The 14,169-nt window shown below is 38.2% G+C and carries 12 protein-coding genes; 11 read left to right on the top strand and 1 reads right to left on the bottom strand.

Annotation, left to right across the window (positions count from 1 at the left end):
* On the top strand, positions 1–945 hold the full coding sequence (locus ACRD69_RS08365) for a pyridoxal-phosphate dependent enzyme (protein ID WP_430814616.1): 945 nt from the start codon (positions 1–3) through the stop codon (positions 943–945).
* A 186-nt stretch (positions 946–1,131) separates the two neighbouring features.
* Here the strand turns inward: ACRD69_RS08365 and ACRD69_RS08360 are convergent, their stop codons facing one another.
* On the bottom strand, positions 1,132–1,563 hold the full coding sequence (locus ACRD69_RS08360; protein ID WP_430814615.1) for a Rieske 2Fe-2S domain-containing protein: 432 nt from the start codon (positions 1,561–1,563) through the stop codon (positions 1,132–1,134).
* 185 nt (positions 1,564–1,748) lie between these two features.
* Between ACRD69_RS08360 and ACRD69_RS08355 the strand changes: the two genes are divergently transcribed.
* From ACRD69_RS08355 to hydF, 10 genes are all read left to right on the top strand, one after another.
* Positions 1,749–2,162 (top strand): hypothetical protein, encoded by a 414-nt coding sequence (locus ACRD69_RS08355; protein WP_430814614.1) that lies wholly within the window; start codon positions 1,749–1,751, stop codon positions 2,160–2,162.
* A gap of 149 nt (positions 2,163–2,311) precedes the next feature.
* Positions 2,312–2,776: a transcription elongation factor GreA gene (gene greA, locus ACRD69_RS08350; RefSeq protein ID WP_430814613.1), complete on the top strand. Its 465-nt coding sequence runs from the start codon at positions 2,312–2,314 to the stop codon at positions 2,774–2,776.
* Between the two features lie 11 nt (positions 2,777–2,787).
* The gene (locus ACRD69_RS08345) at positions 2,788–3,180 is read left to right on the top strand and encodes an HIT family protein (protein ID WP_430814612.1); all 393 of its coding nucleotides are present in this window, start codon (positions 2,788–2,790) and stop codon (positions 3,178–3,180) included.
* A 359-nt stretch (positions 3,181–3,539) separates the two neighbouring features.
* Entirely contained in the window at positions 3,540–5,312 is a 1,773-nt protein-coding gene (locus tag ACRD69_RS08340) for a T9SS type B sorting domain-containing protein (RefSeq protein WP_430814611.1), read from the top strand.
* Entirely contained in the window at positions 5,312–6,253 is a 942-nt protein-coding gene (locus ACRD69_RS08335; RefSeq protein WP_430814610.1) for a PorP/SprF family type IX secretion system membrane protein, read from the top strand. The genes ACRD69_RS08340 and ACRD69_RS08335 overlap by 1 nt, the downstream gene beginning before the upstream one ends.
* Positions 6,254–6,262: 9 nt before the next feature.
* Positions 6,263–7,666, top strand: coding sequence for a PKD domain-containing protein (locus ACRD69_RS08330; RefSeq protein ID WP_430814609.1), 1,404 nt, complete (start codon positions 6,263–6,265; stop codon positions 7,664–7,666).
* 2 nt (positions 7,667–7,668) lie between these two features.
* Complete coding sequence (locus ACRD69_RS08325; RefSeq protein WP_430814608.1) at positions 7,669–8,637, top strand: hypothetical protein; 969 nt, start codon at positions 7,669–7,671, stop codon at positions 8,635–8,637.
* Between the two features lie 52 nt (positions 8,638–8,689).
* Complete coding sequence (locus ACRD69_RS08320; protein WP_430814607.1) at positions 8,690–11,905, top strand: two-component regulator propeller domain-containing protein; 3,216 nt, start codon at positions 8,690–8,692, stop codon at positions 11,903–11,905.
* Between the two features lie 136 nt (positions 11,906–12,041).
* Positions 12,042–12,389: a hypothetical protein gene (locus tag ACRD69_RS08315; protein WP_430814606.1), complete on the top strand. Its 348-nt coding sequence runs from the start codon at positions 12,042–12,044 to the stop codon at positions 12,387–12,389.
* A 510-nt stretch (positions 12,390–12,899) separates the two neighbouring features.
* The gene (gene hydF / locus ACRD69_RS08310; RefSeq protein ID WP_430814605.1) at positions 12,900–14,123 is read left to right on the top strand and encodes a [FeFe] hydrogenase H-cluster maturation GTPase HydF; all 1,224 of its coding nucleotides are present in this window, start codon (positions 12,900–12,902) and stop codon (positions 14,121–14,123) included.
* The last annotated feature ends 46 nt before the right edge of the window (positions 14,124–14,169 follow it).

The raw sequence follows: 14,169 nt of genomic DNA, 5'->3' as shown, positions 1-14,169 counted from the left end.
ATGAAATGTCCTGCATCATCTGATATCATAAATGCCTACGAACGGATTAAGGGCCTGGTGCATCAGACACCAGTATTAACCAGTCAGAGTATAAATGACATTTGTGATACTGAACTTTATTTTAAATGTGAGAATCTGCAAAAGGTGGGGGCCTTTAAGTACCGGGGAGCAACTAACGCGGTTTTGTCTCTGAGTGAAGCTGCCAAAATGAATGGTGTTGCTACACATTCATCGGGTAATCATGCAGCTGCACTTGCCCTGGCAGCTAAAATAAATGGTATTGCTGCGCATATTGTAATGCCTGAAAATGCACCTGAGATCAAAAAGAAGGCTGTGGCTGGGTATGGAGCACAGATTACATTTTGTCAGGCGACATTAGAAGCGCGTGAAAAGACCCTGGAAGAAGTGGTGCTAAAAACAGGCGCTACAATGGTCCATCCGTATAATCAGTGGGAAGTGATATGCGGGCAGGGCACTGCCTCTTTGGAACTGATGCAGCGGCATAAAGACCTCGATATAGTCATGACTCCCGTTGGAGGAGGTGGTTTGTTAAGCGGAACAGCCACATACATCAAAGAACAGTTTCCTGATGTGAAAATTATAGCAGGTGAACCGGCTAATGCCGATGATGCCTACAGGTCTTTTAAAAGTGGGATTTTTCAGCCCGTGGTTAATCCCGATACAATTGCCGATGGATTGCGTACATCGCTTGGCTCACTCACCTTCGAAATTATCAGAGACAAGGTGGATGATATTATCACAGTTGGTGAAGCAAGTATAGCAGAGGCGATGCGGATGATATGGGAGCGCATGAAAATAATTGTTGAACCTTCATCAGCTGTTCCTTTGGCTGTGGTGTTAGAGAATAAGCCATTGTTTAAAAATAAAAAGACTGGTATCGTGTTAACCGGAGGGAATGTTGATCTGGCAAAACTTCCGTGGTGATCATCGGGTCTGCCCCCCATGTTTAAAGTACTAAAATATTACCCTTTAGTAAGGGTATAAAAAAATGCCTCGCAATTATATCGAGGCATTGTTGGGGAACGTAACAAGCAATTATAAATTTGCTCAACTACAGTATGTTGAATTACTGATAGGTACTAATTGTATTGCAAAAGCTATGCCAAAAAATCAATTCCGTATCGTTAGTTGTCCATTGTTGTATGAAGTGGGGTATGCTTTCAGGGCGTGAACGGCAGGACCTTTTACAATATCGCCATACTCAGTTGCCACTAAATATTCAGAACCACATTCAGGGCATCGTACAATTGGGTTGCCATCTTCTATGATTTCAACAAAGTGTAATTTGCCACCATCATGAGAATGGGTGCAGGTTCTGTCAAAGGCATAGTAGGTGTCGCCACCACCATTCCAAACTACAACTCCGTTAACACCAACAATCTGGTTTCTTCCGTCGGGCATTATAATGAAAAGGCTCTTACCCGAATACTGAGGCACTATGTCAACGGTGGCTATAAACCTGACGTTGGGAATAATGTCAGAATCTTTACTACAGTGAATGGTAAGTAGTGGAAGAATAAATAATATAAGCAGTCTCTTCATGAATAATTTCTTTATCGATTTAACGCAATACTTGCCGTTTTATTGTTATTAATATTTGGGCGAATGTAATGTCAACAGGTTATTTTACTAAATTTAAAAAGGACGAAAATAATGATTGTTTGATCATAAGTGTGATTCTTCGTTTAAAAATTGGTAATTTGGTGCAATAATCAAATTGATTGGAAATGGACGATATAGGTAATATTTTATATATACTGGCCATGCTGGCCGCTCTTATCTTTAGTGCTTATAAAAAGCAGAAGCAGTCTAAACGACCAATGCAGGCACCTGATGAACCAATGCGACCTGAAACAGAGTCGATGGGTGAAGAGGATGTTTTTGAAGAGTTAAGGGAGCTTTTTCAGAATCCAAAGCCAAAGCCACAGCCTGTCGTACAGGAGCCCAAAGTGGTAAAAAAAGAGATGCCTTTGCATATGCAAAAAAAAGAGGTGCTTAAAAAGACCGAACACGCAAAGGAAGAGCCTGTGAAATTAGTTTCTATTGATGAGGAGTCGGAAGGTTTTGAGTTTGATAAAGAGCAGATTGATTTACGACAAGCTGTTATTTATTCTGAGATTTTAAAGCGTCCTTATGAATAAGTGAAGCGCAGCTATGGCATATGCCTGATTTGAAGTTGGGCTTTTGAACTTAATGATAACTTTCATATATTTGTATCAAAGAGTTCCGGGAAATCGGGATTCTTTTATTTTTTTATATAATTGACGATAATTGAATTAGGAGGAAGATTATGAAATATATAACCGAAGCAGGCTTAAAGAAGCTGAGAGAGGAATTACATCAGTTAGAAACTTATGAACGTCCATCTATTTCAAAGCAAATTGCAGAGGCTCGTGACAAGGGAGATTTGTCGGAGAATGCTGAGTATGATGCTGCAAAAGAAGCACAGGGGCTTTTAGAGATGCGGATTGCAAAGCTTCAGGATACAATTGCCAATAGCCGAATCATTGATGAGTCGCGTATAGATACATCTAAAGTACAGCTGCTTAATAAAGTGAAGATTAAAAATCTGAAGAATAAAGCAACCATGACATATACCTTGGTTCCGGAGAGTGAAGCTAACTTAAAAGAAGGAAAAATATCTATTTCAACACCGATTGCAAAAGGATTATTGGGAAAAGAAGTAGGAGACCAGGTTGAGATTAAAGTGCCTTCAGGAATGATGACCTTTGAAATTGTTGAGATATCAATTTAAGAGCTAATGCCATGCCTACCATTTTTACAAAGATTATCAACGGAGAAATTCCATGTTATAAAATAGCCGAAGACGATCGTTTTTTTGCCTTCCTGGATATTAATCCGCTAGCCTTAGGTCATACCCTGGTTGTACCTAAGCAGGAAACAGATTATCTCTTTGATCTGGAAGACGATTTATTGGCTGATATGAATGTCTTTGCCAAGAAAATTGCTGTTGCCCAAAAGAAGGTTATTGATTGTAAACGTGTAGGCGTTGCGGTATTGGGGCTGGAGGTGCCTCATGCACATATTCATTTGATTCCAATGAATAGTGAAGCGGATATTAACTTCAGAAATCCAAAGTTGGAACTTAAAAAAGAGGAGTTTGAACATATTGCCGACTCAATAAGAAAAGCACTATAGAGAATTAAAACAACATATATGGAAGGCTGCCAATGGCAGCCTTTTTTATTGAAGTACGTCATTAGCACGTAGACGTTTAAAATGCTCCCTCAATTATAGTAATGGACTTAACAATTATTTATTGATTGTTGAGAAAAACAAATATTGATTACTGGCGTTTAGATTGAAGCTGTACCTTTTTTTTTTGATGAACTTCGTCTTTTTTAATGTCAAGCTATGCTTGTTGGTGGTTAAAATAATCTTAGTTCGCTAATTTTTAATTATGTTTGTGAGAGGTGGAACATTATTAATTATCAGGCGTATAATGCTTCATTGTTGAGCAGGTTTGGGGAATTACGTTTGCTAACAATATTAATGGGATGAGAAAATATCTACTAATTGTTTTTGTACTTCTGATTTGGACGGGAGTAGATGAATTATATGCGCAAAAGCCGACAATAACCGTTTCAGTTGAAAAAGCAGAAATTTGTGGGGTTCAGCAAGTTACCGTTACCTTGGTATTTTTTGGATCTGGGGAATACGATTATTCCTATGAAGTGGACCCCGAGGGTGATGGTAACCCTGAGAAATTTATTGATATTCCATTTACCGGCGATCCATACGTAGATGCGACAGATAGTAAAATTGTGACTTTCTCTGGAAGTGGCTATTTTAAAGTTACAAGTATGTACGATGTCAATCTTAGTGAATTTGCTGAGATCATCTATAAAGTTAACGGGGTTGTCATTGAGGAAGAGCAAATTGATATAGCCTATTACACTAAGCCCATACCTGTGCTTAGCCCTGATGTTACAACGTGTCGCACCGAAATAACATTAAGTGCAGATCCGGGTGGTGATTACACTGAAGTAATATGGGATTATACAGCAACAGGTACAGGAAGCTTTTTATCAAAAGATGAAATGGCGGCTACGTTTAAAGCTGATGCAGCAGGTAACTTTGATATTATTTATAAAGTGATCAATGGAGCCTGTAAGGATCAGTTTGATACAAAGAACTTTGATATTACAGAAGTTCCGGAACCAAGCGCCACATTCACTATTTCCGATGATCGTATTTGTAGCGACGAGCAGGTTTTTATAAATGTAGAAGGAAATGCAGCAAATCGCTACGATATTAAGGTAGTCTATGAAGATGATCAAGGGATGCGTGAAACCCACACGCAGGCATCTGCCAGTGGTCAGATAGAACTCTTTCCTGATGGCAATACTACCTATACCATCATTTCATTAAGCGATTCGGAAGAGTGTATGGCAGATATTAATGAAACATTTGCTTTACAGGTTGATTCAAAACCAATGCCTTCTGCCGGAGTAGTTGGTAGTCCGGTTTGCGGGACTGAAACTACTTTAGATGGTCAAATATCGAATACAATGACTAATTCCGGGTCATGGTCGGTCATAGATCTAAACGGTAGTGGGATTTATTTTGATGATGTCAATGATGATAAGTCTGCTATTTATGTCAATGATAATGACCAGCAGTTCTATGAGTCCTATACGCTCAAATTAACTGAATTTGTTATTGATAATCCTACTTGTATGGGAGAGGCGCAGGTTCAGGTCGAATTTTATAAGGTGCCTGAAAGTTCTATTTTAACTGATGTTGATGTAGTATATCATGCTAAAGAGATAGAACTGAAGGCAGAGCCCATAGTGAACGGAATGACAGGAAAGTGGGAAGCCCTTGAATTTCCATCTTCCAGCCCAACAATTGTAAGTCCTGAAGCCCCTATAACTTCTGTTAATGGTATAGAAACCGGAAAATATAGTTTTAGATGGACAGTTTCAAATGGCGAATATTGTTCTGATTTTGAGGAAGCAGATGAACTGGTATTCGAAAATAAAGGAATGTATGAGACCAATGGCTTCTCGCCCAACGGCGATACGGTGAATGATTATTTTATCATTGGTGGGGCAGACAATGTAATCAATAATAAATTGACCATTTTTGATGTTACAGGTAAGGTCATTTATAAGGCAGTTGATTTTATGCAGACCGAGGAAACAGCATTGGGGTGGGATGGAATAAAAGACGATGGTAAAAAGGAAGATGGTACCTACTACTATATTTTTGAAGGTGACAATATCGACCCAATCAAGAGTTACTTAATCATTAAAGGAAGCAAATAATGAAAAAGGCATTAAGAATTATAGTATTCGCAACTTTCTTGCTTGTTTCGTTTTTGCCACTTACAGCACAGAAAGACATTGTAATGAGCCAGTATATGCATAATCGTTATGCATTAAATACCGCATTTTCGGGTAACCGGGAAGTTTTATCGCTATATGGTGGTTATCGGAAAAAATGGGCTGGTATAGATGGTGCTCCCGGTTCAATGCTGTTTAGCATGCATTCACCATTGAGAAAGGAGAATGTTGCGCTTGGACTTGAAGTTTTTAACCAGCAGTACGGAGTTAACAAACAAACAGGCTTTATTGGGTCGTATACCTATCGTTTGAGAATGTCGGGTAACCAAAAGCTGGCCTTTAGTATTAATGGAGGAGGTAGTTTTTACAGTGCCAACTGGACTGAGGTATCCACTCTTGACGGAATAGGAGGGGAAGGTGCAATAGATCCGGAGTTTGCATCCAATGAATCTAATTTTGCGCCTGTTGTTGGTTTTGGAACAGCATGGTATTCGCAAAAGTTCTTTTTAGGTGTGTCTGTTCCAAACTTCTTTTATTACAATCCATATGTTGAAGGAGGCTTAAATGAGTTTGCTCTTGATAAAGCCAACTTCCTCGCTACCGGAGGGTATCTTTTTACCCTGTCTAAGAAATGGCACTTGCAGCCTAGTTTTATGGCCCGCTATAATCCTGAGTTTGATTCGTCAATAGATGTTAATGCGACTGTGATCTATAACAATATGTTATGGGTTGGGGGAGCGTATCGCACAACAGGTGATTTCGTTGCAATGGTTGCTTACCAGGTAACACCACAGTTACGATTTTCATACAGCCTTGATTACGCTACCGGCGATATCAGCAGTTATAATGATGGTACGCACGAAATTGCCATTCAATTTGATTTCGGATATAAAGTCAATACTCCTAATCCTAAATTCTTTTAAACCGGTCGTATGCGTCAAATAGTCTTAATATTCAGTATCATACTTTTAGGCAGTTATCAGCAGATGACCGCCCAGGGTTTAAGTGTAAAGAAGTTACCATTTTGTAAACCGGATCAAAGTGAGATTGCTCCGACAGTTAATGATACATTATTATATTTTAGTTCAAATAAAAACGTTAACTGGTTGAGCAAAGCTGTTGATCAGGATAATCAAAATTTTTACAACTTATTTACTGTGCATCAGCGCCAGGATTCGACCTGGACAGAGGAAAAGCAATATCAACCATCTTATTTTTCTGAATACCATACTGCGTCAATTAGTTTTCTGCCCGATAGTAATGAGGTGTATTTCACAGAGGTACACCTGAAAAATAGAAAGAGCCTGAAGAGGAATAGCGAAAATCTGCTTGGTGTTTATGTGGCAGAAGAACGTGACAACGCTTATAGCAGGGCAAAAGGCCTACCTTTTAACTCACGACGAAGTTACAATACAGCGCATCCCAGCATTTCACCTGACGGGCGATACCTATTCTTTGCCTCTGATATGGAAAGTGGTTATGGCCAGGCCGACCTGTATGTTTCTGAAAGAAAAGAGGGGGAATGGGGACCTGCTGAAAATTTAGGTTCAGTTATTAATACCGGTGGTAATGAGTACTTTCCTTTTTATCATGAAAGCGGAAAGCTTTATTTTTCTTCAGACAGCCTTGGTGGTGAAGGTGGCCTTGATCTTTTTTATACCTATAAAAAGGATGGGAAATGGGTAAAACCGATTGCCATGGATAATGGCATTAATACCCCGGCCAATGAGTTTAGTTGTTATGTTGATGAAAGTGAGCAGTTTGGTTACTTTGCATCAGACAAAGAAGGGGATGATAATTTATACGAATATGCTTATACGTTCCCGATTTTCGGTCCTGGTACGAAACAGAAAGAAAACACCTATACATATCGGTTTTACGATCGCATGAATGGGAAAGGCGAAGGACCCTTAAAGTACGTCTGGTATTTCGGTGATGGAGCCAAAGCAGAAGGAGATACAGTTATTCATAAGTATAAAAAACCAGGATCTTACCATGTTCAGTCAGTATTGGTTGATACAATTGAGAATGTAGAGCTGTTTGTGCTTAACGATTTTTATCAGGATGTTAAAAAGAAAATTCAGGTTTATATTAATGTGCCCGATACGGTAAAAGTCGGTGAATTACAAACGCTTGATGCTTTGCAATCTAACCTTGGAGACTTCGAGCCTAATGGTTATTATTGGGAGTTACCTGATGGTTCTAAACAAAAAGGTGAAACAATTCAGTATATTTTTCGAACAAAAGGAAAACACATTGTTAAATGCGGTACCATTAGTATGAGTGACCGGCATAACAAGATGTGCACCTACAAAGAAATTAACGTAATCGAATAATTATGTCCAAACTACTTAAGCTATCATTTGTATTATTGTTGGTCGGAATTATGGCTCATGCGCAGCCCGTTCCCGGTGGAGATGAAAACATTCCTAACCTGATCACTTTTGGCGCCAATGCCGAAACATCATGGGGTGATGCCAGCTTTTGTCAAATTATTTTCTTTACAGTACCTGAAAATCACACTGCACCCATTTATATAAAAGTTTATGATCCTGATTGTGGTGGAGAGAATGATGAAATTCAGGGAGAGTGGAATACCCAGACTTCGTATAGTATATATGGCGGGCAAGGGAGTTGTTCGAGCGAAGATGCTAAAAAGCTAAACCTCGATGGCAATTATGATGAAGGAACATTACTGGCCTCAAAAACATTTGGTAATGATGCTGAATACGATCAAAAGTGGTATACCTTTGGTCCTATAAATCCATCGGAAGGGGAGTATTTACCTGAAGAAGGAGGGCATGTTTTTAAAGTGATTATTGAAGGAGTTGATGGTGACGATGGGAATATGTACCAGCTTTATATGAGCACCAAAGAGGATGTGCAGGATGAAGTTGAAGGAGGATATGCATTCTACTATAAGTACACAGTGCGATTGCATGATAACCCGGGGGAGATCTCTCACATCTATCCATATGTGAATGATTCAAGTATCGTTTCTATCAAGCAAACAAATTTTGACTGGGATAATGACGGACGAATAATTGTGCGTTCTGTTGCCACAGCCTACAGCCCAATGAAAATTTCAGGAGATGATGAATGGGCATCAAGTATGTATAACATCAAACCCGAAGAATACAACACGTCACTCGACATTCAAATGCATAAAAATCGTACTGGAGACTATCGCAATAATAACGTAGTGATATATTTCGAAAACCAGTATGGTGAATTACTCAAGTCGTATAGTGTGCCAATTGGAGGTGTACCTAAGTATAAGGGTAACCCTGGAGCTGAAGAGCTTTAAGCCTGGTTGTACTTGTGTTGACAGTCATTGTATTTGAGGAAAAATCTGAAAAATGAAAAAAATAGTATCATATTGGTTATTAGTACTTCTTGTTGTTATTCCAGGGCTTATAAAAGCACAGTCTTTTGATTTTAAAATATACAATACATCAGAAGGGCTTGCAGATAATGATATCATCGCCCTGGCTCAGGATAGGAATGACTATGTTTGGATGGCCACCGATGAAGGCCTGATCCGATATGATGGAATTGAATATTCTGTTTATACCACATCCGATTCATTAGCTCATAACTATATCAATTGCTTATTCTTTGATCGTGATAACAGACTATGGATCGGTCATAAAAATGGCTTAATTAGTTATCGGGAGAATGATCAGTTTTACAAGCTTGCTGTTGAAGGAGCGTCGCAATTGATTTCGGATATTTCACAAGATGTAGAAGGAAATATCTGGGCTATTGATCAGAAAAGGGGTTTGATTAAAATATCAGGCGATGGCGAGATCACCACTTTTTTTGACCGTAAAAAATTTGGAAGAAAAAGCTATACGGCGCTACAGGTCTTGTCGCCAACACGTATGCTTGTTGGTACTGCAAAGAAAGGCTTGTTTGTTTTTGAGTTTGATGAGTCATATGACACTGTTGAAATAAAAAAGATTGATGATATTCCAAGCGCCTGGATCAATACCATTGTTAAAAGCAAGGCTGATAATAAGTATTGGATAGGTACACGAGGCAGAGGATTTTATTCTTACAATGAAATGGAAGATACCAATGGAGTTAGTCATATTTCAGATAATACTCTGTGTGAAAAGTTTAATATCGAAGAAGAAGAAGTCACCGATATTTATGAAGAGGCAGAAGGACATCTCCTGGTTTCAACTCTTGGTAGTGGCGTTATACGATTGATCTTTGATCCTGCTCAGGGTATTTTCAATGATTCTTTCAAATACTCAAATCACAATGGCTTAAGTAATAATGATGTTCAGGATATTCTGTGTGACCGTGAAGGAAATTATTGGTTTGGTACCAAGGGAGGCGGTGTTTCTCTATTGGTTAACCAGTATTTTGTGTTTTACAATCTTGATGAGATCGGTTTTCACTATAAGGCACGTTCAATATTTAAGGATGGCGAGCAACTATGGATCGGTCTTGACAGAGGATTGATATTGACAGATCCAATGTGCTTTGATGTTCGTTACTTTGATGAACAATACGGTGGTGTTCCCAATGACGAAATTGTTGATATTCATAAGTCAGAGGATGGCACTATCTGGATCGCATCTGCAAACAGTGGCTTGTATTATAAGTCGGTAGATGCACAGTCATTCAGAAAGAGAAATTATTTCAACGATCAACTGGCCCTGAAGATCAATGATATTGCAGGCTATGATCATTATCTGTTACTGGCAACACAACGGGGACTGGTCATTATTAATAAAAAGACCAGCCACATTAAAAACTATGAGATTAAGGATGGCTTGTCACACAACAACATCAATTTTGTTTATGTAGATTCGAAAAATAACATTTGGGTAGGACCCAAAGATGGCGGTCTGTGCAAGATTAATCCTATTCTGAATCGGATTGAGCGTCATCCGGTGAAAGATAATGTTGCCGTTGATGTAACAGGTATGAGTGAGGATAATGATGGTCGTCTTTGGATAAGTACCAAAGGTGAAGGAGTGATCTGTTACAATAAAGACGCTGTCGAATTACAGGTAACGACCAATAACGGGCTGAAAAAGGATTTCTGTTATGGTATTTTTAAGGATATTAAGAACCGTTTGTGGATATGTCATGATGGAGGATTGTCACGGATAGAAATTGAAAAAGCAAATTCTGATATTGAGGAAAGTGTTAAAACCTATGGTCATAACGAAGAGCTTGGTGATGAGTTTTTCCAGGTAAGAAACGATGATGCAGGTGGGATCTGGTTTGTTTCAAATAAAGGAGTTGTTAACTATTTACCCGAGAACGATCGCCTTAACAATGTGGCACCCATATTAAATATTACGGGTATTGAAATAGACGATGTGACCGTTCCATTAACTAATAAGCTCAAACTTGACTATCCCTATGGGAAACACTCCTATAAGTTTAAGGTAGTTTTCAGGGCTATAAGTTTTAAGAATCCTGAAGGTGTTAATTATGAGTTCAAAATTGATAAGGAAGGTGATGATGAGGATGCTAAATGGACGAAGCTGGATAATATCAATCATAAAGAAATTGATTATTTAAGTTTTGGGAACTATAAAATTAAAATACGGGCATTTAATTCCGATGGAAAAGAAACCAGCCTGTTGAGAACGATCAATATAAGTATTGCCAAACCATATTGGAGAACCTGGTGGTTCTTTGTTCTATGTGGTTGCTTATTGGTACTGCTGTTTTATGCGCTGCACGATTATCGTCAAAAAGCATTAAAACGACAAAATCAAAAACTTCAAAAGGAAGTAGCCACGCAAACAGTGGAGTTACGCGAACAGAAGGCGGAAATTGAAAGAAAAAACAGGGATATAACGGATAGTATCAACTACGCCAAAAAGATACAGTCATCTATTCTGCCTTCAATGGACGAGTTAATGACTGTTTTTCCCGAGTCTTTTGTGTATTTCTTACCGCGTGATATCGTTAGTGGGGACTTTTACTGGTTTAACCGCTCAAAGGATTATTTTATCGCCTGTTGTGCCGATTGTACCGGGCATGGTGTTCCAGGCGCCTTTATGTCAATGATTGGAACCACTATACTTAATGATATTTTCCGTATACCAGATATTGACTCTCCCGCAGCAATGCTTGAACGCCTTGATGAAGAGGTGAAAAAGTTGCTGCAAAAGACTGAGGGGAATGAAAGTATGGATGGTATGGATATATCAATTGTAGAAGTACACATTCCTACCCGTCGAATACGCCTGGCATCAGCTAAACGACCTGTTTATCTGATTATTAACGATGAAATGACCATTTACAAGGGTAGTCGCAGAAGTATTGGAGATAGTTACGAAGAACAATTAAGTCCATATGTGAATGTAGAATACAGTTGCCAAAAGGGTGATCAGGTTTATATGTTTTCCGATGGTTATCCGGATCAGTTTGGTGGTCCTTTAGGTAAAAAGTTTATGAAGGTCGGTGTTCAAAATATGATAAGCGAAATTTATGATAAGAAAGGAACGCATCAATATAACCATGTAAAGAAAAACTTTGAGAATTGGCTTGGTGAACAGGAGCAGATAGACGATGTGTTATTTATGGGAATAAAATTATAATAACATTACGATAAATAGCGTAAATAAAAGCTGCTCAGTATGATGCAGCTTTTTTTATGCCTGGTAAATGCTAAAAAGTGTTACGTTTTAACATTTTTGCTATTAACTGATATAAGAACTAAAACCAGGCATAACAATGAAGCACATGATATTAGATAAGCTTGTTCAAAAAGCAACTGTTGTATGGAGTGATATAGAGTCGGAAAAAGAACTAAAAGTAAGAACATTAAATTCAGTCAAGAAACGATTGGAAGATATTGCAAGTCCCCAGGAAGAGAATGATGTTAAAATAGAAATCATAAGACAGACCTGCAGACGTCTTAAAGAACTATATCCATCGTATGTTCATGCCATCGATGAAATTATTAAACCTTTTGAGCATCATTTAAAATTTGATAATCTGGCAGTACTTCCATTTAAACAACTTGATGCTCTGACATTCAAGATTTTCATGAATCAGAATATGATGGGGTTTGTTGGTTAGTTCCAATTTTACCCGGAAATAAACTTGCAATAGCTTATAGTGTTGTTGGCTTAATCCAGGTAAAAACTTAATGCATGCTCGTAATTGGCATTTAAAATAAAAGAGGGAATCCGTAATGGATTCCCTCTTTATTTGGTTAATTGTTTAAGGGTTAAAATGAGAATTCATTTTAACGTATCATACTAATGTTGTAATAATCTAAAAAAATGGGCTGTGGAATATCCTAGTATCTGCTTAAACCTTTAGTATATTATGAAAGAAAATTTCAAAAGAAAAATACCACAGCCCTTTCTAAACCCATGAGAAACTATTCACTTACGCCAATAGCTAATAAATACGCTTTCGCATTCAGTTATATAGACACTTAATTAATAAAATGGGGTGACAAATAAGAAGTTTTTTTTTGTTTTAATTTTAAAGATGCCTGGTAAGTGGCAGGTTTATAGGTGGGTGTGAGGTTTATAAATTGAAATTAAAAGTTTTAAATTTGCAGGAGATAAACAATATGGGATGGGTAGAGAAAGAACACCACACATAGGACTTTTTGGACGACGTAATAATGGGAAAAGCTCCATCATAAATCGCCTTGCAAATCAGGATATTGCAATTGTATCTGATTATGCCGGAACAACAACAGATCCGGTTAAGAAATCATTTGAAATTACCGGTTTTGGACCGGTTATTTTAATTGATACAGCAGGTATTGATGATGAAGGTGAATTAGGTCAAAAGCGCATTAAAAAAACAATTAATGCCATTAAATTGGTTGATCTGGCCATTTTGGTTGTTACTGATAATACCTGGGGTGATGAAGAAAGATATTTAGCGAAGAAGTTTCAGGAACAGGATACTCCCTTTATAGTAGTTCATAATAAAACTGATATTGTAAGTTTAACTCAAGAGTTTGCAGAAACCTGCAAATCAGAAGGTAGCTCCAGGGTTTTGGCATACAATTGCCATAATGGCGACACTGAAGGCATTATTTTAGCTATACGTCATGCAATTCCTGAATCAGCTTATACAACACCATCTCTGGTGGGTGATATAATTCAGTATGGTGATATTGTGTTGTTGATAACGCCTATTGATATTGAGGCTCCGGAAGGAAGACTGATTTTACCACAAATACAGGCTATTCGCGATATTTTGGATAATGATGCCATTTGCATTGTATTAAAAGAACGTGAAGTAGATGTCTTTTTGAAGAAAACCGGAATTAAACCTGCCCTGGCTATTACCGATAGTCAGATCTTCCTGAAAGCTGATGCATCAATCCCCAAGGATATCCCTTTAACAAGTTTCAGTATTCTTTTGGCACATTTTAAAGGTGATTTTGAGAATTACCTTCAGGGGACACCGAAGATTGACAGGCTGAAAGATGGTGACCGCATTTTGATGTTGGAGTCATGCTCGCATCATGTTGCCTGCGATGATATTGGTCGTGTTAAGATACCTCGTTGGATAGCCACATACACAGGTCGCCAACTGGAGTTTGATGTTGTGGCCGGTTTAGATAAAATAGAACGTCCAATGGATGATTATGCCCTGATTATTCAGTGTGGAGGTTGTATGATCACCAGGAAACAATTGTTTAACCGACTTGGACCTGCTAAAGCAGGCAATGTTGCCATCACGAATTATGGCATGGCTATTGCCTACGTGCAGGGAATATATAACAGAGCTATTAAACCATTTGTTAATGGTCCGGATGAAACTTCATATGATTATTTATAATATTGATGATGAACTTTTGGTAGCTGATACATGTATTAGTTGTGCC

Origin of the sequence: Carboxylicivirga agarovorans (assembly GCF_050589845.1) — a bacterium.
Taxonomy (GTDB): Bacteria; Bacteroidota; Bacteroidia; order Bacteroidales; family Marinilabiliaceae; genus Carboxylicivirga; species Carboxylicivirga agarovorans.
The sequence above is the reverse complement of the archived record's forward strand: the minus strand, read 5'-3'. Positions and strand labels throughout refer to the sequence as shown.

What these genes read in the sequence shown, in the direction of transcription:
- ACRD69_RS08330 (WP_430814609.1), top strand. Translation starts at nt 6,263, where the DNA reads ATGCGTCAAATAGTCTTAATATTCAGTATCATACTTTTAGGCAGTTAT.
- ACRD69_RS08320 (WP_430814607.1), top strand. Translation starts at nt 8,690, where the DNA reads ATGAAAAAAATAGTATCATATTGGTTATTAGTACTTCTTGTTGTTATT.
- greA (WP_430814613.1), top strand. Translation starts at nt 2,312, where the DNA reads ATGAAATATATAACCGAAGCAGGCTTAAAGAAGCTGAGAGAGGAATTA.
- ACRD69_RS08345 (WP_430814612.1), top strand. Translation starts at nt 2,788, where the DNA reads ATGCCTACCATTTTTACAAAGATTATCAACGGAGAAATTCCATGTTAT.
- ACRD69_RS08315 (WP_430814606.1), top strand. Translation starts at nt 12,042, where the DNA reads ATGAAGCACATGATATTAGATAAGCTTGTTCAAAAAGCAACTGTTGTA.
- ACRD69_RS08355 (WP_430814614.1), top strand. Translation starts at nt 1,749, where the DNA reads ATGGACGATATAGGTAATATTTTATATATACTGGCCATGCTGGCCGCT.
- ACRD69_RS08360 (WP_430814615.1), bottom strand. Translation starts at nt 1,563, where the DNA reads ATGAAGAGACTGCTTATATTATTTATTCTTCCACTACTTACCATTCAC.
- ACRD69_RS08325 (WP_430814608.1), top strand. Translation starts at nt 7,669, where the DNA reads ATGTCCAAACTACTTAAGCTATCATTTGTATTATTGTTGGTCGGAATT.
- ACRD69_RS08365 (WP_430814616.1), top strand. Translation starts at nt 1, where the DNA reads ATGAAATGTCCTGCATCATCTGATATCATAAATGCCTACGAACGGATT.
- ACRD69_RS08340 (WP_430814611.1), top strand. Translation starts at nt 3,540, where the DNA reads ATGAGAAAATATCTACTAATTGTTTTTGTACTTCTGATTTGGACGGGA.
- hydF (WP_430814605.1), top strand. Translation starts at nt 12,900, where the DNA reads ATGGGTAGAGAAAGAACACCACACATAGGACTTTTTGGACGACGTAAT.
- ACRD69_RS08335 (WP_430814610.1), top strand. Translation starts at nt 5,312, where the DNA reads ATGAAAAAGGCATTAAGAATTATAGTATTCGCAACTTTCTTGCTTGTT.